This window comes from Pseudomonas sp. GW821-FHT03C07, from assembly GCF_059420925.1.
This window is the reverse complement of sequence record NZ_JBWKUQ010000021.1, coordinates 22,929-44,641: the sequence shown is the minus strand read 5'-3', so window position 1 is coordinate 44,641 and position 21,713 is coordinate 22,929. Positions and strand designations below refer to the sequence as shown.

Sequence of the window (21,713 nt, the reverse complement as noted above, 5' to 3'; positions counted from 1 at the left end):
GGGGCCCTTGAGTTTTGCATTGATTTCAAGTCCGCCATCGCCGGCAAATCTCAGGCTCGCTGCCGCAACCACTCCAGCATCCCTTGTCCCGCCACCCGCCCGCTGGCAAAGCAGGCGGTGAGCAGGTAGCCGCCGGTCGGTGCTTCCCAATCAAGCATTTCGCCGGCACAGAACACGCCGGGCAGTGCCTTGAGCATCAGTCGCTCGTCCATTGCCTCGAACGGTACACCGCCCGCGCTGCTGATGGCCTCGTCCAGCGGACGCGCCTTGACCAGCGTCAGCGGCAACGCCTTGATGGCATTGGCCAGGCGCGTCGGGTCGGCAAAGGTCTCGGCATTGGTCAGCTCCCGTAGCAGCGCCGCCTTGATTCCGTCGAGCCCCAACTGGCTGTGCAGGTGCTTGGCCATCGAGCGTGAGCCGCGCGGTTTGGCCAGCGCGGCCTGGACCTTGTCCAAAGACTTTCCGGGCAGCAGGTCGATCTCGATGGTCGCGCAGCCGTCCTGGTTGATCTGCTCGCGAATCGGCGCGGACAGCGCGTAGATCAGGCTGCCCTCGATGCCGCTGGCGGTGATCACGCATTCGCCCAGGCGCGGCGTGCCATGGGGCAGGGCGATGGCGACGTTCTTCAGTGGGGCACCGGCGAACTTGCCGCGCAGGACCTCGCTCCAGGCCATGACATCAAAGCCGCAGTTGCTCGGTTGCAAGGGCGCGACCGTCACGCCTTGTTGCTCAAACAGCGGCAGCCAGGCGCCGTCGGAGCCCAGTCGCGCCCAACTGCCGCCGCCCAGGGCCAGGAGCGTGGCGTCGGGCCGCAGGGTTTTTTCGCCGTCAGGGCTGTGGATAACCAGGCTGCCGTCACGCCAGCCCTGCCAGCGATGGCGGGTGTGGATAACTACCCCGGCTTCGCGCAGGCGCTTGAGCCAGGCGCGCAGCAGCGGGGCGGCTTTCATGTCGCTGGGGAAAACCCGGCCGGAACTGCCGACGAAAGTAGTTATCCCCAGGCCGTGAATCCACTCGCACAGTTCATCGGCGCCAAAGGTACGGAGCAGCGGGGCGATGTATGGACCACGTTCGGCATAGCGGGAGAGAAACGCCGGGTAGGCTTCGGAATGGCTGATGTTCATGCCGCCGACGCCGGCCAGCAGGAACTTGCGCCCCACCGAAGGCATGCCGTCGTAGAGATCGACCTGGATACCCACCTGGCTCAGCACCTCGGCGGCCATCAGGCCGGCAGGGCCGCCACCGATAATGGCGACGTGGGGGACGGGGGTGGGGGCTGGCTGGGTCATGGCGGGCGGCGAATTGGCTGAACGAGCCGGGCATTCTACGTTTTTCCACCGATCATGTGGTGTCCGCGGGCCCTTGGGGCTGACTTGCTGTTGTCCCCCCGATCCTGTGTTTGACGCGGACTCGTGTAGGAGCCGGCTTGCTGGCGATGAGGCCCTAGAGTGTTGCATCGATTTCAAGGGCGCCATCGCCAGCAAGCTGGCTCCTACAAGGGATTGCATTCTTCCTGTGGGCGTGGGCTTCAGAGCGGCTGTACGAAAAACATACAGTCTTCCGCGGCCCTTCCCCCATAAGGCCTGTAGCGCATTTCACTCAGGTTATCCACAGGCGGTTCCACAGCCATTGTGGGTAAGCCCAGGCTTCAATGACAACCTGATGATATCCAGACCTTTTGCGCGCTGTGGTGCAGGATCCCGTGGCGTCGGGCCAGGGCCCGACGGTCCTTGCTGTAGCCGCCGCCAATCACCCCGACCACCGGGATATCCCGGCCCAGGCAATGGCGCAGGACACTTTCATCGCGGGCGGCGACGCCTTCATCGGTCAGTTTCAGGTAACCCAGGGCATCGTCCTTGTGCACATCCACGCCGGCGTCGTACAGCACCAGATCCGGCTGGTAGAGCGGCAGCAAGTAGTTCAGGGCGTCATCCACCACCTTGAGGTAGTCGGCGTCACCCATGCCCATCGGCAAGGGGATGTCCCAATCGCTGTGGGCCTTGCGCGCCGGGAAGTTTTTCTCGCAGTGCAGGGAAACCGTGATGGCGTCCGGGGTGTCTTCGAGGATGCGCGCCGTGCCGTCGCCCTGGTGCACATCGCAGTCGAAGATCAGCACCCGTCCCACGCGGCCGCTTTCCAGCAGGTAGCGGCTGATGATGGCCAAGTCATTGAAAATGCAGAAGCCCGCCGGGTGATCGTAGTGGGCATGGTGCGTGCCACCCGCCAGGTGACAGGCCAGGCCCTGTTCCAGCGCCTGTTCGGCGGCCAGCAGCGAGCCGCCCACCGCGCGCACGGTGCGCCGCGCCAGGGCCTCGTTCCAGGGCAGGCCAAGGCGGCGCTGGTCTTCACGGGACAGTTCGCCAGCCATATAGCGCTCGATATAGCCACGGTCGTGGGCCAGGGCGAGGATATCCACAGGGCAGATCTGCGGTCGCAGCAGATCGGCGTCCCGGGTCAGGCCACTGTCCACCAGGTGATCGCGCAGCAGGCGGAATTTGTCCATGGGAAAGCGATGGTCCGCGGGAAAGTCCGGGCTGTAATCATCGTGGTAGATCAAAGGCAGCGGCATGGCGAATTCATGTAGGAAGGAGTGAAGGATCTTATCAGCGCGATACACTGACGAGCAGGACGTCAGCGTTGAAAGAATCCGGAGGGAGAGTTGATGGGGCCGATACTGCGACTTGAGAGTGCACGCTTGCTGTTGCGCCAGTGGCGCGACGAGGACTTGCCGGAGTTTGCCCGGATGTGTGCCGATCCTCAGGTGATGCGCTATTTTCCGACGGTCCTCAACCGTCTGCAAAGTGCCGCGCTGATCGGGCGGATTCGCGGGCATTTCGCCGAATACGGCTTTGGCCTCTGGGCGCTGGAACGCAAGGACAGCGGGGCTTTTATCGGCCTGACCGGGCTGATGCAGGTGAATTTCGAGGCCAGCTTCACCCCGGCGGTGGAAATAGCCTGGCGTCTGTCCAGCGAACACTGGGGCCTGGGCTATGCCAGCGAGGCGGCCTGGACCGCGTTGCGTTGTGGCTTCGAGCGGCTGTCCCTGGACGAGATCGTCGCTTTTACCAGCGAGAGCAACACGGCCTCGCAGAAGGTCATGCAGGCCATCGGCATGCATGACGATCCGCTGTCCGGCTTCGATCATCCGAATCTGGCCGACGATCATCCGTTGCGGCGTCACGTGCTCTATCGCATCAGCCACGCGCAATGGCTGCGCACCTTGCAAGGATAACCCCGGGGTTGGCCGATCCGCCGCACCGCCGGGGGCGTCAAAGGCTGTATCATTCAAGGCCTGTGGTCAGTCTACTGGCCACACAAGCGCGGATGGCTTGATCTCGTCGTTAAGTGAACAGTATTGCCCTGTGTGAGGAGCGTTTGAATGAGCCAAGTGCTGGAAGACCTGGTCGACTTGCTGACCCTGGAACCGATTGAAGAAAACCTGTTTCGCGGCCGCAGCCAGGACCTGGGCTTTCGCCAGTTGTTCGGCGGCCAGGTGCTGGGCCAGTCGTTGTCGGCGGCCAGCCAGACGGTCGAGGAAGCGCGGCATGTGCATTCGATGCACGGTTATTTCCTGCGCCCGGGCGATGCCGGCCTGCCGGTGGTCTACTCGGTCGACCGGGTGCGCGACGGTGGCAGCTTCAGCACGCGGCGTGTCACGGCGATCCAGAAGGGCCAGCCGATCTTCACCTGCAGCGCCTCGTTCCAGTACGACGAGGAAGGCTTCGAGCACCAGAGCCAGATGCCGCAGGTGGTAGGGCCGGAGAACCTGGCCACGGAGCTGGAGCTCACCCAGCAGCGCGCCCACCTGATCCCCGAGCACATGCGTGAAAAGCTCCTGTGCCCCAAGCCTATCGAAGTCCGCCCGGTCACCGAGAAGGACCCTTACAACCCGCAGCCGGCGGACCCGGTCAAGTACGTCTGGTTCCGCGCCGACGGGGCACTGGCCGACTTGCCGGCGCTGCATAAATACCTGCTGGCCTACGCCTCGGACTTCGGTCTGCTGACCACCTCGTTGCTGCCCCATGGCAAGTCGGTGTGGCAGAAGGATATGCAGGTCGCCAGTCTTGACCATTCGCTGTGGTTCCACGCCGATCTGCGCGCGGATGACTGGTTGCTCTATGCCATGGACAGCCCGTGGGCCGGTAACTCCCGCGGGTTCTCCCGGGGCAGCGTGTATAACCGTGCCGGCGTGCTGGTGGCGTCGGTGACCCAGGAAGGTTTGATCCGTCATCGCAAGGATTGGGCATGAGTCTGGCTGAGGTACGGCATTGGGTGTTCGACATGGACGGTACCCTGACCGTGGCCGTGCACGATTTCGCGGCGATTCGCGTGGCCCTGTCGATTCCGCCGGAACACGACATCCTCACGCATCTGGCGGCGTTGCCGGCCGCTGAGGCCACGGCCAAGCATGCCTGGTTGCTGGAGCATGAACGGGACCTGGCGCTGGGTTCGAAACCGGCGGTGGGGGCGGTTGAGCTGGTGCGTGAGTTGGCCGGGCGTGGATATCGCCTGGGTATCCTGACGCGCAATGCCCGCGAGCTGGCCCATGTGACACTGGAGGCGATTGGCTTGGCGGACTGTTTCGCCGAGGCCGATGTGCTGGGCCGTGATGAAGCACCGCCCAAGCCGCATCCGGGTGGTTTGCTGAAGCTGGCCGAAGCCTGGAACGTGGCGCCGAGCGAGATGGTGATGGTCGGTGATTATCGCTTCGACCTGGATTGCGGGCGGGCGGCGGGGGCTCGGACCATATTGGTCAACCTGCCGGACAACCCGTGGCCGGAGCTGACGGATTGGCATGCCGAGGATTGTGTGGCGCTTCGGCAGATGCTTTCGGCTTGAGGGCCTATTCGCGGGCAAGCTCCGCTCCCACAAGGGGGTGTGTCGTACACAAATCATGAGTTCAACGTGCCTTCGCGGCGGTGCGGCGACCCGACAAGCTCCGCTCCCACACGTTTTGAGCAGTACGCAAAACCTGTGGGAGCGGAGCTTGCCCGCGAAGAGGCCAGTGCGGGCAACGCTGCTCTCATTGCCCACACTGAAAACCGTCAGCGCTGAAACAACGCCTTCTGCCCCTGCGGTGAAGTCAGCATCCCATCGCCGTTATGCCCGACCCCGGGCACCTCGACCAGCGTTTGCGTGAACCCTTGCGGATGACGCTGTTGCAGGTAGGCAAAATAGTTATGCCCGCGAATCAACCGATACGCCCCCTGGGCCTCAGCCCCGCAGCTCTTGTCCAGGGCCGGATGGTTCGGGTCGGTGTCCTGTTGCCCCAGCAGGTAGGTGATATCGCGCTGCACATAAGCCTGCTCCAACTGCGCCGGTGATTGCCCCTTGGCGTAGTCCGGCAGGTTCTGCAGGCCATACTTCCAGTCATTGAACCCCGGGCAGCTCGACGGATTGAACCCCGCCACCGGCCGCTGGGCGTTGAAATAGGCATAGGACGATGGGTTGGCGATCACATAACGCAGCTTGATGCCGCTCCCGGCCAACTGCGTATCGCCATGCCCCACCAGCGCATAGCGCTGCACCACCTGACCACCGCCGGAGTGCCCGGCGACGACCACTTCACGCAGGGCCGGAAACTTCTTCCGATTGCCCAGGCGCGCGAGGACTTCATCCAGGGCCGCATAGGAACTCATCGCCGAAGGCCCGGTCGATTCCGAACCGGCCATCCAGTCATCGCCCTGCCAGCGCAGCAGGTTGCCTGGCAGGTGATTGCGCCGCACATCACTTTCATTGAGGAACTGCGGCGCGATGATCAGGGTGTTGCGCTGCTGGCCCGCCTGGGCCGCAGCGGTCTCCGCGCTTTGCAGGTAGGTCATGGCATTACGCAGCCGCCCGTGCACGATGATCAACACCCGCTCTACATCCGGCATCGGCCCTTGCCAGTCGCGATTGAGCCCGACGCTCAACTCGCCGGCCGAGAGTTTCAAATGATTGGGGCTGACCTCCTTGACCCCATGTTCGGCGGCCTGGGCTTGCCCGCCGATAGCGCACATCCCCAGCAACAATGACCGACAGACTATTTTTTTCATTCACAGACTCTTGGCGACGAAGTTATCGCATTGGTTGAGTTGCCCTTGGGCGAAGCCGGCCTTGAACCAGTGCACCCGCTGCGCAGAGGTGCCGTGGGTGAAAGAGTCTGGCACCACACGTCCCTGGCCCTGCTGCTGAAGGCGATCATCACCGATTGCGTTGGCAGTGTTCAAGGCGGCTTCGATGTCGCCGGGTTCCAGCCATTTCAAACGTTGCTGCGCGTGATAGGCCCAGACCCCGGCCAGGCAATCGGCTTGTAGCTCCTGGCGGACCAGCAAGCCGCCGTCGCCTTCCATTTTTTGCCCTTGCTGGCGGGCCGCCTGCATCTTGGCGTGTCGGGCGTGGCGGCGGCCTGCTCGATCAACCGGAAGAGGCCCGGAATCGGGCCTCGGCGGAGGGCGGGTCAGTCGGCGAGGTTGGGGATCTTGCGCGGGGCCATGAAGTACAGCCAGAGCAGGGCAATGAAGTACATCGCCGGGATCAGCGTGAACAACACCGCGTAGTTGTTGTTCGTGACGGTCAGGATGTAGCCCACCAGTTGGGTCATGAACATGCCACCGATGGCCGCGCACATGCCGCCGAAACCGAACACCGTGCTCATCATGTGCTTGGGGGTGTAGTCCATCACCAGGCTCCAGATGTTCGCGGTCCAGGCCTGGTGCGCGCCGATGGCCAGGGAGATCGCGGCCACGGCGACCCACAGGTGGCTGGCACCGGCCGCCATCACTACCCCGACGATGCAGCAGGCGAACAGCAGCATCGACAGCAAGCGGGCGCGGATCGGGTTGATCCCACGGCCGATCAGGAACGAGGAGAGGATGCCGCCGCCGACACTGCCGAAGTCGGCGGTCAGGTAGATGATGATCAGCGGGATGCCCATCTGCGTCACGCTGATACCCAGGTTGTATTGCTGGTTGAGGAACGGCGGCAGCCAGTACAGGTAGAACCAGAACACCGGGGCGGTGAGCGAGTAGGCCAGGGCGAAGGCCCAGGTGCCGCGCATGCGCAGGATCCGTGAGAAGGGTACGGTGGGTTGGGCCGGTTCGACTTCCTGCTGGATATACGCCAGTTCCGACGACTTCACCGAAGGATGCGCTTGCGGGTCGAAGTATTTCAGGCCCCAGCACACCAGCCAGATACCGCCCAGCGCCGACATGCACAGGAACGCCGCCTGCCAGCCCCAGACCTGCAGGATCAATGGCAGCAGCATGGGCGTGAACATCGCGCCGACGTTGGTCCCGGCATTGAAGATGCCGGTGGCCACGGCCCGCTCACCGGCGGGGAACCACAGGCGGGTGGTTTTCACACAGGCCGGGTAGTTGGCGGCTTCGGTCAAGCCAAGAATCAACCGGCAGACCATGAATCCCAGCGCCGAGGTGGCCAGGCCATGGGCGCCGGTCGCCAGGCTCCAGAGCAACACGGAGAAGAAAAACACCCGCTTCACGCCGATCTTGTCGATCAAGCGTCCCTGCAGGACGAAACCGACGGCGTAACCGACCTGGAACCAGAAGTTGATGTTGGCGTAGTCCATCGCCGTCCAGCTCATTTCCTTGGCCAGGATGGGTTGCATGACACCCAGGGCGGCGCGATCGATGTAATTCAGGGTGGTGGCGAAAAACACCAGGGCCAGCATGCCCCAGCGGGTGGTGCCGACAGCCATGGCGCCACGAATCTTGTCGGCGATACCGCCGCGGGTGCTGCCCTGGGTGACAGGGGAGCTTTGTGAAGTCGAGAGCATGAGCGATTACCCGTTTTTTGGAATTGTCTGGGTGTGTTTCTGCAGCGTTTGAAGCATTGCCTTGGCCGGGACGATGGTGCGCAGTGGGCGAAAAACCGTCAATTCGCCGTGGGCTATTGTGGTCGATAATCGCACACAAAACTAACTAGTTCGTACACTTCGATTGAAGTCCGGGTTCCCCTGCATCAATAATTCGCTCACCTCTTGAGGCCGGCTGGATGAAGTCCCTTGTAGGAGTGGCCGGTCGACGCTCGATTGCCGGCGATGAGGCCGGTAAGCCTTGCATCGCCTGATCGGCCGCTATCGCCGGCAAGCCGGCTCCTGCAACAGCGGTGTCTGGCTTTAGGTCGTCGCCACAATAAAAAATGCCCACCGTCGGGAGTCGTTATATGCAGCGTTCCATTGCCACCGTTTCCCTGAGCGGCACCTTGCCGGAAAAACTCGAAGCCATTGCCGCCGCCGGGTTCGACGGTGTGGAGATCTTCGAAAACGATCTGCTGTATTACGATGGCAGCCCGCGGGAAATCCGCCAGATGTGTGCCGACCTGGGCATCGCCATCACCCTGTTCCAACCTTTTCGCGACTTCGAAGGCTGCCGCCGCGAGCGCTTGCCGCGCAACCTGGAGCGCGCGGAGCGCAAGTTCGACCTGATGCAGGAACTGGGCACCGACCTGGTGCTGGTGTGCAGCAATGCGTCGGCCGACAGCGTTGGCGACCAGCAGATCCTGGTCGATGACTTGCACCTGCTGGCCGAGCGCGCTGGCGCCCGTGGTCTGCGTATCGGTTATGAAGCCCTGGCCTGGGGCCGGCACGTCAATACCTACCAACAGGTTTGGGAGATCGTCCGCAAGGCCGATCATCCGAGCCTCGGGGTGTTGCTCGACAGCTTCCATACCCTGTCGCTCAAGGGCGATCCGAGCGCCATCGCGCAGATTCCGGGCGACAAGATCTTCTTCGTGCAAATGGCCGACGCGCCGATCCTGGCCATGGACGTGCTGGAATGGAGCCGGCATTTCCGCTGCTTCCCGGGGCAGGGTGAATTCGACCTGCCGGGCTTTCTCGCGCCGATCATCAAGAGTGGCTACACCGGGCCGCTGTCCCTGGAAATCTTCAACGACGGTTTCCGCGCCGCGCCGCCGCGGGCGAATGCCGCCGATGGCTTGCGTTCGTTGCTGTACCTGGAAGAGAAAACCCGCGAGCGCCTGGCGCAGGAGGGCGAACCGCCGGTCAATCTGGACGTGCTGTTCTCTGCGCCAGCGGTCAGTGAAAACGATGGCATCGAGTTTCTCGAGTTCGCCGTGGATGAAAGCCTGGGCGCCAAGCTGAGCCATTGGCTGGAACGCCTGGGCTTTGCCAAGGCCGGGCAGCACCGTTCGAAAAGCGTCAGTCTTCTGCGTCAGGGCGATATCAATCTGATCCTCAACTCCGAACCCTATTCCTTCGCCCACAGCTTCTTCGAGGCGCATGGTCCGTCCTTGTGCGCCACGGCGATCCGGGTCAACGACAGCGCCAGCGCTTTGGCCCGGGCCGTGGCCTACAAGGGGCAACCCTATCGTGGCCTGGTTGGTCCCAATGAACTGGAACTGGCGGCGGTGCGGGCACCGGATGGCAGCCTGATCTACCTGGTGGACCAGGACGCTACCGGCCAGAAACTCTATGCCAACGATTTCCACCTGTTGCCCGTCACGCCTTCGCGCGCCGGCCTCAAGCGCATCGACCACATGGCGATGGCGCTGCCCGCCGACAGCCTCGACAGCTGGGTGCTGTTCTACAAGAGCTTGCTGGATTTCGAAGCCGACGATGAAGTGGTGCTGCCCGACCCTTACGGCCTGGTAAAAAGCCGGGCGCTACGCAGCCGCTGCAGTTCGATTCGCCTGCCGCTGAATATTTCCGAGAACCGCAACACGGCGATCTCCCATGCGCTGTCGAGCTATCGCGGCTCCGGCGTGCATCATATTGCCTTTGACTGTGACGATATTTTCGCCGAGGTCAGTCGGGCGAAAGAGGCGGGTGTGCCGTTGCTGGATATCCCGCTCAACTACTATGACGATCTGGCGGCGCGCTTCGATTTCGACGATGAGTTCCTCAGCGAGCTGGCCTACTACAACGTGCTCTATGACCGCGACGCCCAGGGTGGCGAGCTGTTTCACGTGTATACCGAGCCGTTCGAGGGGCGCTTCTTCTTCGAGATACTGCAACGGCGTAACGGTTATGCCGGGTATGGCGCGGCGAACGTCGCGGTGCGCCTGGCGGCGATGGCCAAGTCCCGCAGTGGTGGGGTGCGTCACGCCCGGCTTTGACCTGGCGGCCTCCCCTGTAGGAGCGAGCTTGCTCGCGATGGAGGTCAACGATAACGCTGGGTAACTGGAAAAACGCGGTGTGCTTGCGTTCATCGCGAGCAAGCTCGCTCCTACAAGAGATTGTGCTCATAATCACCAGCATCTGCTGAGAAGGCCGCGAGCCCATAATGACGATGACTTCAGAACTTACCGCCACGACCGACGCGCCGCCCGTCGTGCCGCGCAAGAGTCGCAAGAACAATCCCGAGAAGACCCGCGAAAACATCCTCCAGGAAGCGATTGTCGAGTTCGTCCAGCAAGGACTCTCCGGCGCGCGGGTCGATGCGATTGCCGAGCGGACCCACACCTCGAAACGGATGATCTATTACTACTTCGGGAGCAAGGAGCGGCTGTACGTCGAGGTGCTGGAGAAGCTCTACGGCGATATTCGCAGCACCGAAAGCCGTCTGAATCTGACAGCGCTCGAACCGCGGGAGGCGATTCGGCGGATGGTGGAATTTACCTTCGATCACCACGACCGCAACGTCGATTTCGTCCGGATCGTCAGCATCGAAAATATCCACAAGGGTGAGTACGTCAAGCAATCGAAGGCGATTCGCTCGTTGAACGTCACTATCCTGACCGCCCTGGGCGAGATCCTCCAGCGTGGTGTGCGGCAGGGGCTGTTCCGCAGTGGCCTGGAGCCGCTGGACGTCCACATACTGATAAGTTCGTTCTGTTTCCATCGGGTCTCGAACCGCCACACCATTGGCGAGATCTTCCAGCTCGACTTCTCGGACGAGCAGATCAAGGCGCGGCATCGGGAGATGATTTGTGAATCGGTATTGAGGTATTTGCAGGCCTGAATACCCAAGTCCTGATCTGGCTGAGCCTGGTTTTGCACAAGGGCCCAGCCAGGTGAGTCTTACAGGCTGTGAAAATGTTCCAGCATCCGCTGCGAATCCGCCGTTACCCCGCTGAACAGCTCAAAGGCCTTGACCGCCTGGAACACCGCCATGGTTCCGCCGTCCAGCGTGCGGCAACCCAGGGCCCGGGCGTTGCGCAGCAGTTCGGTTTCCAGCGGGAAATAGACGATCTCCGCGACCCATAGTTCGGCGTGCAGCAGCTCCCGTGGTACTGGCATGCCGGGCAGCTTGGCCATGCCCATCGGCGTGGTGTTGACCAGGCCATCGGCCTGCGCCATGGCCGCGGGCAAGTCGCTCCCGGCCCTGGCCCGGCAGCCGGCAAAATGTTGGTTGAGGTTATCCGCCAGGCTCTGTGCGCGGCGGCTGTCCACATCAAAAATTGTCAGTTGCCGTACACCTTCGCCGAGCAGCGCATGGGCCACTGCCGCACCCGCGCCGCCGGCGCCCATCTGCACCACGCGCTCCAGCGCGACGCCCTTGAGCCCCCGGCGAAAGCCTTCGGCAAACCCCAGGCAGTCGGTGTTGTGACCCACCCGTTTGCCATCCATGAACACCACCGTGTTTACCGCGCCAATCCCCCGAGCCTCCGGGGACAGTTCATCGAGCAACGGAATAATCGCCTGCTTGCAGGGAAAGGTGATGTTCAAGCCGGTGAAGGCCATGCGTTCGGCGGCCAGCAACAGCTCGGGCAGGGCATTGCTGTCCAGCTGCAACGGGTCCAGGTCGATCAGCCGATACAGGTAGCGCAGCCCCTGGGCATCGCCCTCGCGTTCATGCAGGGCCGGCGTGCGCGAAGCCTGGATGCCGGCACCGATCAGCCCCGCCAATACGCTTTTGCTGTTGTTTTGCGACATTACGTTTATCCCTTCAATTTCTGGCTGAAATAGTCCAGCGCCAGGCGATAGCCGTGGCTGCCGAACCCGCACATCACCCCGGTGGCGATGGACGATACGAATGAGTGATGGCGAAACAGCTCGCGGGCGTGGACGTTGGACAGGTGCACTTCGATCACCGGCAACTCACTGGCCACCAACGCATCGCGGATCGCCACCGAGGTGTGGGTCCAAGCGGCGGGATTGATGACGATCCCGGCGCAACGGCCACGGGCCGCGTGAATCCAGTCGAGTAGTTCACCTTCATGGTTGGTCTGGCGAAATTCCACGGTCAGGCCCAGCTCAGTGGCCGCGCGACCGCACAGGGCGGAAAGATCCGCCAGGGTTTCGTGGCCGTAGGTCGCTGGCTCGCGCACGCCGAGCAGGTTCAGGTTCGGGCCGTTGAGCACCAGGACGATAGGAGGCATCAGGAAATCTCCGTTGTTGTTTTTGGCTTGGACCGCAAGCTGATCAGGTCTGCGAGGGTAAAATGTACTAACTGGTTAATCCAAGTCAAATGAACAGAGCACGCCAGGAAGAAACCGTGCTGTTTAGTGTTCGATCAGCGAACAGTCCCCGGGAGATCTTTCAGCGCCGGGGTTCAACCAGTGATCGGCTGAGTGCTTGACGCGTTTCCATTCCAGGCGAATACTCGGCAAAAATTCATATAGATGACTGGATAACTACAAAAATGAATGCCCTTTCCAGCGATGAACGCCTGCCCCTTTATCAACGTCTGCGCGACGAACTGGCTCGGCAAATAGCCAACAACCGCTGGCGTCCGGGCGAGGCGATTCCCACCGAAGCGGTGCTGGCCGGCGAGTACCAGCTGTCCATCGGCACGGTGCGCAAGGCCATCGACAAACTGGTGGAAGAGCGCGTCCTCGAGCGCCATCAAGGCCGCGGCACCTTTATCCGCCGTCCGCAGTTCCAGTCTTCGCTGTTCCGCTTTTTCCGCTTCCAGACCCTGGCCGGTGAACGCCAGGTACCCGAGAGCCGAATCCTCAATATCGACGTCCTGCCCGCGCCCTCGGCGGTCAGCCAGGCCCTGGGGCTGCCGCCCGAGGCCGAGGTGATTCGCCTGGTCCGTCTGCGACTGCTGGAAGGCACGCCAGTGCTGGCCGAGGAAATCTGGCTGCCCAAGGCGCCGTTCCAGGCCTTGCTGAGCGCCGACCTGGGCCGCCAGGGGCCGCTGCTCTATCCGATCTACGAGGAGCTGTGTGGTCAGGTCGTTGCCTGTGCCGAGGAAACCCTCACCGCTGAATCCGTGGGCGAGGTGCATGCGCGGCTGTTGCAGATCGAGGCCAACAGCCCGGTGGTGGTGATCGAGCGGCTGGCCCGCGACTACGCCGGCCAGCCGCTGGAATGGCGGCGTTCCCGTGGTCATGCCAGCCACTTCCGCTACAGCGTCGAGATTCGCTGAGCCCGGGGCGCTTTCCCGTTTACCTATAAGGATAAGAAATCATGTTCAGTTGGTATCGCGACATCACTTCGAGGGAGCGCAAGACATTCTGGGCCTGCTTTGGCGGCTGGTCCCTGGACGCACTGGAAGTGCAAATGTTTGGCCTGGCGATCCCGGCCCTGATCGCCGCCTTCGCCCTGAGCAAGGGCGATGCCGGGCTGGTCAGCGGGGTGACCCTGGTGACCTCGGCCATTGGTGGCTGGCTCGGTGGCACGCTGTCCGACCGCTATGGCCGGGTCCGCACGCTGCAATGGATGATTCTCTGGTTCTCGCTGTTCACCTTCCTCTCGGCCTTTGTCAGCGGCTTCCAGCAGTTGCTGGTGGTCAAGGCGCTGCAAGGCTTCGGCATTGGCGGCGAGTGGGCGGCGGGCGCGGTGCTGATGGCCGAGACCATCCAGGCCCGGTTCCGCGGCAAGGTCATGGGCGCGGTACAGAGCGCCTGGGCAATCGGCTGGGGCGTGGCGGTCGGGGTGTTCACGCTGATCTATACCTTCGTGCCCGAGGCCATGGCCTGGCGCGTGATGTTCCTGGTGGGCTTGTTGCCGGCGCTGCTGGTGATCTATGTGCGGCGCAGCGTGGTCGAGCCTGATGGCACGCAACGTCAGGCCAAGGCCGCGGGCCGCGGCCTGTTGGCCTCGATGGCGGCGATCTTTCGTCCCGAGTTGCTGCGGGTGACGCTGCTCGGCGGCATCCTTGGCCTGGGCGCGCACGGTGGCTACCACGCGGTGATGACCTGGCTGCCGACCTTCCTCAAGACCGAACGCAACCTCTCGGTATTGAGTTCCGGCGGTTACCTGGCGGTGATTATCGTCGCGTTCTGGTTCGGCTGTATCGTCAGCGGCCTGCTGCTGGACCGCATCGGCCGGCGCAAGAACATCATCCTTTTCGCCTTCTGCTGCGTGGTCACGGTGCAGTGTTATCTGTTCCTGCCGCTGAGCAACACGCAGATGCTGTTCCTCGGCTTTCCCCTGGGTTTCTTTGCCGCCGGGATCCCGGCCAGCCTGGGTTCGTTCTTCAATGAACTGTATCCGGCGGATGTGCGCGGTGCCGGCGTGGGCTTTTGCTACAACTTCGGACGTGTGTTGTCGGCGGTGTTTCCGTTCATGGTCGGGCATATGAGCGAGTCGATGTCCCTCGGCTCGGCCATCGGCATCGATGCGGGGATCGCCTACGGCGTGGCGGTGCTGGCGGCGTTGGCCTTGCCGGAAACCAAAGGGCGTAATTTGCAGGCGGTCGCGACGGAGACTGTGCCGGCCAAGGGCGTCAATGTCAGCCAGTTATCCTGAGAACGGCAAAACCCCTGTAGGCGCCAGCTTGCTGGCGATGCGATCTGATGAGCGACATCGCCGTCGCCTGGAAAATCGCTATCGCCAGCAAGCTGGCGCCTACAGGGGTTGTATTCAACCTTTCCATAGATGAGTTCCATGTCCGAGACTTGCCCATTGCCGATTCACGGCATCGATGCCCATGCCCATGTTTTCCAGCGTGGCCTGGGACTTGCCACCGTGCGCCGTTATGCGCCGGACTACGATGCAACCCTGGCCACCTATCTGGAACGCTTGCGGGAAAACGACCTGAGCCACGGGGTGCTGGTGCAACCGAGTTTTCTCGGCAGCGACAACCGTTACTTGCTGGCGGCGTTGCAGCAGGCGCCCGAGCGATTGCGGGGCGTGGTGGTGGTCGAGCGCGATATTGCCTTCAGCGAGTTGGCGCGGATGGCCGCGCTCGGTGTGGCGGGCGTGCGTTTGAACCTGATGGGGCAGCCGTTGCCGGACTTTGCCGAAGTATCTTGGCAGGTGTTTTTCGAGCATTTGCGGCGCCTCGACTGGCATGTCGAAGTGCATCGCCAACTGGAGGATCTGCCGGCCTTGGTCAAGCCGCTACTGGCGTTGGGGTGCAAGGTGGTGGTCGATCATTTCGGCCGTCCCGATGCACGGCTTGGGGCCGGGCAAGCGGCTTTTGCCCGTCTGCTTGAGCTGGGTCAGAGCGGGCGGTTGTGGATCAAGGTCTCGGGCATCTACCGGCTGGGCGGGACGCCGATGGAAAACCTGCATTTCGCGGAAAAGGCCTTGTCACTGATGCTGCAAACCCTGGGACCGGACCGCTTGCTGTGGGGCAGCGATTGGCCACACACCCAGCATGAGCACGAGGTGAGTTTCGACTCGGAACTCGATTGCCTGCGCCGTTTGGCCTGCGCCGCGCCACTGCGTCAGCATCTGCTGTGCAACACGGCGGCGGAGTTGTTCGGGTTTGTGAGGGACTGAACACGACGATATCTTTGGGTTGGAACCCGATCTGTAGGCGCCGGCTTGCTGGCGATAGCGATTCTCCCGGCAACGGCGATGTTGCTCAGCAGATCGCATCGCCAGCAAGCCGGCTCCTACAGGTGATGTGGCGGTGTCGATATCCTTGACGGCCTCAGCGACGGGTCAGCAATACCCCGGATTCCATATGATGGGTCCAGGGGAATTGATCGAACAGCGCGCAGCGTTCGACACGGTGGCTATCGTGCAGTTGCGCGATATTCGCCGCCAGGGTCTCCGGGTTGCAGGAGATGTACAGGATATTGTCGAAGCGTCGGGTCAGTTCGCAGGTGTCCGGGTCCATGCCGGCACGCGGTGGGTCGACGAACACGCTGCCGAATTCATAGCTTTTCAGGTCGATGCCGTGCAGGCGCCGGAACGGCCGCACCTCGTTCAGCGCCTCGGTCAGTTCCTCGGCGGACAGGCGCACCAGGGTCACGCTGTCCACGCCGTTCTCGTCGAGGTTGCTCAAGGCCGCACTCACCGAGGTCTTGCTGATCTCGGTGGCCAGCACCTTGCGCACCCGGGTCGCCAGCGGCAGGGTGAAGTTGCCGTTGCCGCAATACAACTCCAGCAGATCGTCGGAACGCTCACCCAGGGCTTCATAGGCCCAGTTGAGCATCTTCTGGTTTACCGTGCCGTTGGGCTGGGTAAAGGCACCCTCCGGTTGTCGATAGCTGAAGGTGCGCCCGGCAATCTCGAACTTCTCCACCACGTAGTCGTGGCCGATCACCACGCGCTTGCCTTTGGAACGGCCAATGATGCTGACGCCAAGGTCGGCGGCCAACTGCTCGGCGGCGGTCTGCCAGTGTTCGTCCAGCGGGCGGTGATAGCACAGGGTGATCATCGCGTCGCCCGCCAGGGTGGTCAGGAACTCCACCTGGAACAGCTTGTGGCTCAGGGGCGCGCTGGCTTGCCAGGCGGCCTTGAGCTTGGGCATCAACGCATTGATGCGCAGGCTGGCGATGGGGAAGTCTTCGATCAGGATCGGGGTACGTTTGTCGTCCTGGGAAAACATCGCGTAGTGGCGCTCACCGGCTTCGCGCCACAGGCGGAACTCCGCCCGCAGGCGAAAGTGCTGCAGCGGCGAGTCGAACACCCGTGGCTCGGGTGCATCGAATGGCGCCAGCAGGTCGCGCAAGCGCGCGACCTTGTCTTCGAGCTGAGCGGTGTAAGTGTTGGAATCGAAAGTCATGCGTTGAACCAGCCCAGCTTGATCACGAACAGAATCGACAGAATCACCAGCGCCGGGTTCAGTTCGCGACCGCGACCGGACAGCAGCTTGATCGCGGTCCAGGCAATGAAGCCGAACGCGATGCCATTGGCGATGGAATAGGTGAAGGGCATGGCCAGGGCGGTGACCACCACCGGTGCGGCTTCGGTGATGTCATCCCAGTTGATTTCCGCCAGGCCCGAGGTCATCAGCACGGCGACGAACAGCAGTGCCGGTGCGGTGGCGAACGCCGGGACGCTACCGGCCAGCGGGGCGAAGAACAGCGCCAGCAGGAACAGTACCGCCACCACCACGGCGGTCAGGCCGGTCCGCCCGCCGGCACTGACGCCCGCCGCCGACTCGATGTAGCTGGTGGTGGTCGAGGTGCCCAGCAGCGAGCCGGCCATGGCCGCGGTGCTGTCGGCGATCAGTGCCCGGCCCATTTTCGGCATATGGCCGTCCTTGCCCATCAGCCCGGCGCGCTTGGCGACGCCGATCAGGGTGCCGGAGTTGTCGAACAGGTCGACGAACAGGAAGGCGAAGATCACGCTGACCAGGCCGATGTTCAGCGCGCCTTTGATGTCCAGTTGCAGGAAGGTCGGGGCCAGCGACGGCGGTGCCGAGATGACGCCGCCGAAGGGGCTGAAGCCCATCAGGATCGAGACAATGGTCACGCCGAGGATGCCGATCAGCACCGCGCCACGGACTTTCAGCGCATCCAGCGCGACGATGGCGGCAAAGCCCAGGGTGGCGAGGATCGGCGCCGGTTGCTTGAGGTCACCGAGGCCGACCATGGTCGCCGGGTTGCTCACCACGATACCGGCGTTGTGCAGGGCGATCAGCGCCAGGAACAGGCCGATACCGGCGGCAATCGCCGAGCGCAGCGGCAGCGGGATGCTGTTGATGATCCATTCGCGGATACGGAAGATCGACAGCAGGAAGAAGCACACCGCCGAGATGAACACCGCCCCCAGCGCGACTTGCCAGGTGTGGCCCATGTGCAGGACCACGGTATAGGTGAAGAAGGCGTTCAGGCCCATGCCCGGCGCGAGAGCGATCGGGTAGTTGGCGATCAGGCCCATGACCGTCGAGCCGATGGCCGCGGCCAGGCAAGTGGCGACAAACACCGCGCCCTTGTCCATGCCCGTTTCGCCGAGGATGCTCGGGTTGACGAACAGGATGTAGGCCATGGCCAGGAAGGTGGTAACGCCCGCGAGTATCTCGGTGCGCACATTGGTGTTGTGTGCCTTGAGTTGAAACAGCCTTTCCAGCATCTCTGCTCCCCCGTGGCGCACTCGGCGCCGTGAATGAATCGATCCGCAAACAGCCAAGCACAGACTCTAGCGGCCTGATGTGCTTCTGTCTGTGGAAAAAAGCCGCGCATCATACCAGTGGTTTGTGCCGGTTGGCTGCGCGTTGCAAGCAAGATGCCAGGACATCAGCAAAAAACTTCGGCGCTGGCGGCGCGGCCATGCTGTCGCCGGGTCCATCAGGCATACTGCGCGCTCCTTTCGGAGGGATTTATGAGCAGTCGAGTGAAGAGTCTGGTCCTGTGCCTGGGCCTGGTGATGGTCAGCACGGTGCTGACGGTGTCCGCCGCGCCGGCCCAGTCGCTGATCGGCGTGGCCATCTACACCGTGGTGTCCCAGGGCTGTATCGAGGACGTGTCCGACGGTCGCAGGCAAACCCAATGCGCCCATCGCGGGCCGATCACCGTGACGGTGGTGGAGTCGGGCTATGGTCATGGTCCGCAGGCCTTTCTCAATGGCGTACCGCTGCCCTACGCCTCGCGCAGCTCACTCTGCGAATTCCAACGGCCGTTCCTGCCTTGCACCACCGGCAAGGTGGTGGGTTACCGGTTCAGCTATGTGTTTGAGCTGGACAGCCAGCAGGTCGGCACTTTCGTCGTCGCCGATCGTTCGCTGACAGCGCCGGTGCAGACCAAGGGTGCGGAAATTCAAATCGCCGCCTACTAAGCGACTTTCGCAGGCCCGGTCGTTTCCGCCGGTTGGCCAGGGGCTTCGTGCATGCGATCGCGCCGGGTCAGGGTTGGAAACAGCTTCATCCAGCTCCCGGTGATCAGCAGGGTGCCGATACCGCCCATTACCACGGCGGGCACGGTGCCGAACCAGTGGGCCGTCAGCCCCGACTCGAACTCGCCGAGCTGGTTGGACGCACCGATAAACAGCCCGTTCACGGCACTGACCCGGCCGCGCATTTCGTCCGGGGTCTCCAACTGTACGAAGGACGCGCGGATCACCATGCTGATCATGTCCGCCGCACCCAGCAGCACCAGCACCGCCAGGGAGAACCAGAACGAGGTCGAGAGGCCGAAGGCGATGGTCGCCACGCCGAACACGCCGACGGCGCTGAACATGATCCGCCCGACCTTGCGCTCCACCGGGAAGCGCGCCAACCACAGCGACATCAGCAACGCGCCCACCGCCGGCGCCGAGCGCAACAGGCCCAGACCCCAGGCGCCGGTCAGCAGGATGTCCTTGGCGAACACCGGCAGCAAGGCCGTGGCGCCGCCCAGCAGCACGGCGAACAGATCCAGGGAAATGGCCCCGAGAATGTCCGGACGACTGCGGATAAAACGAATCCCGGCCAACAGCGAGTGGAGGGTGGCCTTGCCCTTGTTCAGGGCGGTCTGCCGCGCCGGCAGGTTGAGCATCAGCAGGCAGGCGATCACATACAGGGCCACGGTGGGTCCATAGACCCAGGTGCTGCCCAGGGCGTAGAGCAAGCCGCCGAGGGCCGGGGCGACGATGGTCGCCAGTTGCTGGGCCGACTGCGCGGCGGCCACGGCGCGGGGAAACAGGGCGGTCGGCACAATGGACGGCAACAGCGCCTGGGTGGTGGGCATTTCGAAAGAGCGCGCCGCCCCCAGCAGGAACGCCAGGATAAAGATCATTTCCCGGGTCACGTGGTCGGTCGCGCTGCCGATGGCCAGGCTCAGGGCGATCAGCGCCTGCAAGGTCTGGCACAGTGCTGCGACCTTGCGCCGGTCGTAGCGGTCGGCGACATGCCCGGTGTGCAGCATGAACAGCACCCGCGGGGCGAATTCCACCAACCCCACCAGGCCCAGGTCGAGCACATTGCCGGTCAGTTGGTAGAGGTTCCAGCCGATCGCCACGGTGAGCATCTGGAAGCCGCTGGCGGTAAAGATCCGCGCCAGCCAGAAGGCCAGGAACGGGCGGTGGTGGCGCAACAGCAACGGCGTGGGGTCGGGCATCGCGGGCTCGGTCGAGGGGGAGGGAAAAGCAGAGGTTATCATTTGGGTGTAACAAGAAGTTGCTGAGTTGCGCGGATTTTTTTTGCGCAGCAGAGCGGCAACTGAGCTGAGACAACCTGTCACGCGGCAAAAGACCACGCAGGCAGCTCGTCGGAATGGGACTACTCTTTCAACGTTGATTGATCCGGATCAATACCTGCCAGAGGAAGCATTATGTTCGGTTTGGAGGCGTTAGATCTCGCCCGAATCCAGTTCGCGTTTACCATCTCGTTCCATATCCTGTTCCCGGCGATCACTATCGGCCTGGCGAGTTACCTGGCGGTACTCGAAGGCTTGTGGCTGAAGACGCACAACGATACCTACCGTGATCTGTACCATTTCTGGTCGAAGATCTTTGCCGTCAACTTCGGCATGGGGGTGGTGTCCGGGCTGGTCATGGCCTATCAGTTCGGGACCAACTGGAGTCGCTTCTCCGATTTCGCCGGCGCGGTCACCGGGCCGCTGTTGACCTATGAAGTGCTCACGGCTTTCTTCCTCGAAGCCGGTTTCCTTGGCGTCATGCTGTTCGGTTGGAACCGCGTCGGACGGCGCCTGCATTTCTTTTCCACGGTGATGGTGGCCATCGGTACGCTGGTCTCGACCTTCTGGATTCTCTCGTCCAACAGCTGGATGCAGACGCCCCAGGGGTACGAAATCATCGACGGCCGGGTGATTCCAGTGGACTGGTTTGCGGTGGTGTTCAACCCGTCTTTCCCCTATCGGCTGATGCACATGGCCACTGCGGCCTTTGTCGCGACGGCGTTCTTCGTCGGCTCTTCGGCGGCCTGGCACCTGTTGCGCGGCCGCGACAATCCGGCAATCCGTACCATGCTCTCGATGGCCATGTGGATGGCGCTGATCGTCGCGCCGATCCAGGCGGTGATCGGTGACTTCCACGGTCTCAATACCCTCGAGCACCAGCCGGCGAAGATCGCCGCCATCGAAGGTCACTGGGAAAACCTCGGCAACGAACCGACTCCGCTGATTCTCTTCGGCCTGCCGGACATGAAGGCCGAGAAGACCCGCTTCGCCGTGGAAATTCCCTACCTGGGCAGCCTGATCCTGACCCACAGCCTGGACAAGCAGGTACCGGCCCTCAAGGAGTTCCCGCCGCAAGACCGGCCGAATTCGACCATTGTGTTCTGGTCGTTCCGGGTCATGGTCGGCCTGGGTTTCCTGATGATCTTCACCGGGTTGTGGAGCCTGTGGCTGCGCAAGCGTGACCGCCTCTACAGCAACCGCACCTTTCTGTACCTGGCGCTATGGATGGGACCTTCGGGGCTGATCGCGATCCTGGCCGGTTGGTTCACCACCGAAATCGGTCGCCAGCCCTGGGTGGTCTACGGCCTGATGCGCACGGCGGATGCCTCGTCCGGGCACACACTGGTGCAGATGAGCATCACCCTGGTGCTGTTCGTCGTGGTGTATTTCTCGCTGTTCGGTGCCGGCCTGGGCTACATGATGCGCCTGGTGCGCAAAGGGCCGAAAATCGACGAAGGTGCCGAGCCGAGCCACGGTGGTCCCGGCCAGCAACGGACACCGGCCCGTCCGCTCTCCGCCGCCGATGATGGCGCCGAAGATGTTCACCATCTGAACAAGGGGAACTGAGT

General features: G+C 62.9%; 19 protein-coding genes and 1 pseudogene. 10 read left to right on the top strand and 10 right to left on the bottom strand.

Going from position 1 to position 21,713, the window contains the following annotated elements:
* Window positions 1–50: 50 nt before the first annotated feature.
* Complete coding sequence (locus AC07VG_RS28125; protein ID WP_495022268.1) at window positions 51–1,289, bottom strand: TIGR03862 family flavoprotein; 1,239 nt, start codon at window positions 1,287–1,289, stop codon at window positions 51–53.
* 359 nt (window positions 1,290–1,648) lie between these two features.
* On the bottom strand, window positions 1,649–2,569 hold the full coding sequence (locus tag AC07VG_RS28120) for a histone deacetylase family protein (protein ID WP_495004713.1): 921 nt from the start codon (window positions 2,567–2,569) through the stop codon (window positions 1,649–1,651).
* Window positions 2,570–2,662: 93 nt separating this feature from the next.
* On the opposite strand from AC07VG_RS28120, the gene AC07VG_RS28115 reads away from it, so the two are divergent.
* The 3 genes from AC07VG_RS28115 (at window position 2,663) to AC07VG_RS28105 (ending at window position 4,839) form a co-directional block, all read left to right on the top strand.
* The gene (locus tag AC07VG_RS28115; RefSeq protein ID WP_495022267.1) at window positions 2,663–3,232 is read left to right on the top strand and encodes a GNAT family N-acetyltransferase; all 570 of its coding nucleotides are present in this window, start codon (window positions 2,663–2,665) and stop codon (window positions 3,230–3,232) included.
* A gap of 147 nt (window positions 3,233–3,379) precedes the next feature.
* On the top strand, window positions 3,380–4,249 hold the full coding sequence (gene tesB, locus AC07VG_RS28110) for an acyl-CoA thioesterase II (RefSeq protein ID WP_495004711.1): 870 nt from the start codon (window positions 3,380–3,382) through the stop codon (window positions 4,247–4,249).
* Window positions 4,246–4,839 (top strand): HAD family hydrolase, encoded by a 594-nt coding sequence (locus tag AC07VG_RS28105; protein ID WP_495004710.1) that lies wholly within the window; start codon window positions 4,246–4,248, stop codon window positions 4,837–4,839. The genes tesB and AC07VG_RS28105 overlap by 4 nt, the downstream gene beginning before the upstream one ends.
* Window positions 4,840–5,045: 206 nt before the next feature.
* On the opposite strand, the gene AC07VG_RS28100 is transcribed toward AC07VG_RS28105, so the two are convergent.
* From AC07VG_RS28100 to AC07VG_RS28090, 3 genes and pseudogenes are all read right to left on the bottom strand, one after another.
* Complete coding sequence (locus tag AC07VG_RS28100) at window positions 5,046–6,035, bottom strand: alpha/beta hydrolase (protein WP_495004709.1); 990 nt, start codon at window positions 6,033–6,035, stop codon at window positions 5,046–5,048.
* Window positions 6,036–6,368: pseudogene (locus AC07VG_RS28095) on the bottom strand (neutral zinc metallopeptidase); the annotation flags it as partial.
* A gap of 71 nt (window positions 6,369–6,439) precedes the next feature.
* Window positions 6,440–7,696 (bottom strand): MFS transporter, encoded by a 1,257-nt coding sequence (locus AC07VG_RS28090; protein ID WP_495022280.1) that lies wholly within the window; start codon window positions 7,694–7,696, stop codon window positions 6,440–6,442.
* Between the two features lie 467 nt (window positions 7,697–8,163).
* Here AC07VG_RS28090 and quiC point away from each other — a divergent pair, with 467 nt between their 5' ends.
* Both quiC and AC07VG_RS28080 read left to right on the top strand, forming a co-directional pair.
* Window positions 8,164–10,074, top strand: a complete 1,911-nt coding sequence (gene quiC / locus AC07VG_RS28085; protein ID WP_495004708.1) for a 3-dehydroshikimate dehydratase QuiC — start codon at window positions 8,164–8,166, stop codon at window positions 10,072–10,074.
* Between the two features lie 167 nt (window positions 10,075–10,241).
* Window positions 10,242–10,919, top strand: a complete 678-nt coding sequence (locus AC07VG_RS28080) for a TetR/AcrR family transcriptional regulator (protein ID WP_495004707.1) — start codon at window positions 10,242–10,244, stop codon at window positions 10,917–10,919.
* Window positions 10,920–10,978: 59 nt separating this feature from the next.
* On the opposite strand, the gene AC07VG_RS28075 is transcribed toward AC07VG_RS28080, so the two are convergent.
* Both AC07VG_RS28075 and aroQ read right to left on the bottom strand, forming a co-directional pair.
* Entirely contained in the window at window positions 10,979–11,833 is an 855-nt protein-coding gene (locus tag AC07VG_RS28075) for a shikimate dehydrogenase (RefSeq protein ID WP_495004706.1), read from the bottom strand.
* Between the two features lie 5 nt (window positions 11,834–11,838).
* A complete protein-coding gene (aroQ, locus tag AC07VG_RS28070; RefSeq protein ID WP_248799429.1) occupies window positions 11,839–12,279 on the bottom strand; it encodes a type II 3-dehydroquinate dehydratase in 441 nt (146 codons plus the stop codon).
* 263 nt (window positions 12,280–12,542) lie between these two features.
* Here aroQ and AC07VG_RS28065 point away from each other — a divergent pair, with 263 nt between their 5' ends.
* The 3 genes from AC07VG_RS28065 (at window position 12,543) to AC07VG_RS28055 (ending at window position 15,577) form a co-directional block, all read left to right on the top strand.
* On the top strand, window positions 12,543–13,274 hold the full coding sequence (locus AC07VG_RS28065; protein WP_495004705.1) for a GntR family transcriptional regulator: 732 nt from the start codon (window positions 12,543–12,545) through the stop codon (window positions 13,272–13,274).
* A gap of 41 nt (window positions 13,275–13,315) precedes the next feature.
* On the top strand, window positions 13,316–14,599 hold the full coding sequence (locus AC07VG_RS28060; protein ID WP_495004704.1) for an MFS transporter: 1,284 nt from the start codon (window positions 13,316–13,318) through the stop codon (window positions 14,597–14,599).
* A gap of 138 nt (window positions 14,600–14,737) precedes the next feature.
* Window positions 14,738–15,577: an amidohydrolase family protein gene (locus AC07VG_RS28055; protein WP_495022266.1), complete on the top strand. Its 840-nt coding sequence runs from the start codon at window positions 14,738–14,740 to the stop codon at window positions 15,575–15,577.
* 154 nt (window positions 15,578–15,731) lie between these two features.
* On the opposite strand, the gene trmA is transcribed toward AC07VG_RS28055, so the two are convergent.
* Together trmA and AC07VG_RS28045 are read right to left on the bottom strand one after the other, a co-directional pair.
* Entirely contained in the window at window positions 15,732–16,811 is a 1,080-nt protein-coding gene (trmA, locus tag AC07VG_RS28050; RefSeq protein ID WP_495022265.1) for a tRNA (uridine(54)-C5)-methyltransferase TrmA, read from the bottom strand.
* The gene (locus tag AC07VG_RS28045; RefSeq protein ID WP_495004701.1) at window positions 16,808–18,103 is read right to left on the bottom strand and encodes an NCS2 family permease; all 1,296 of its coding nucleotides are present in this window, start codon (window positions 18,101–18,103) and stop codon (window positions 16,808–16,810) included. Before AC07VG_RS28045 ends, trmA begins: the two co-directional genes overlap by 4 nt.
* 249 nt (window positions 18,104–18,352) lie before the next feature.
* Here AC07VG_RS28045 and AC07VG_RS28040 point away from each other — a divergent pair, with 249 nt between their 5' ends.
* Window positions 18,353–18,805: a DUF4879 domain-containing protein gene (locus AC07VG_RS28040; RefSeq protein WP_495022264.1), complete on the top strand. Its 453-nt coding sequence runs from the start codon at window positions 18,353–18,355 to the stop codon at window positions 18,803–18,805.
* Here AC07VG_RS28040 and AC07VG_RS28035 read toward each other — a convergent pair.
* A complete protein-coding gene (locus tag AC07VG_RS28035) occupies window positions 18,802–20,064 on the bottom strand; it encodes an MFS transporter (protein ID WP_495004699.1) in 1,263 nt (420 codons plus the stop codon). The genes AC07VG_RS28040 and AC07VG_RS28035 overlap by 4 nt on opposite strands.
* Before the next feature lie 213 nt (window positions 20,065–20,277).
* Here AC07VG_RS28035 and AC07VG_RS28030 point away from each other — a divergent pair, with 213 nt between their 5' ends.
* The gene (locus AC07VG_RS28030; protein ID WP_495004698.1) at window positions 20,278–21,711 is read left to right on the top strand and encodes a cytochrome ubiquinol oxidase subunit I; all 1,434 of its coding nucleotides are present in this window, start codon (window positions 20,278–20,280) and stop codon (window positions 21,709–21,711) included.
* The last annotated feature ends 2 nt before the right edge of the window (window positions 21,712–21,713 follow it).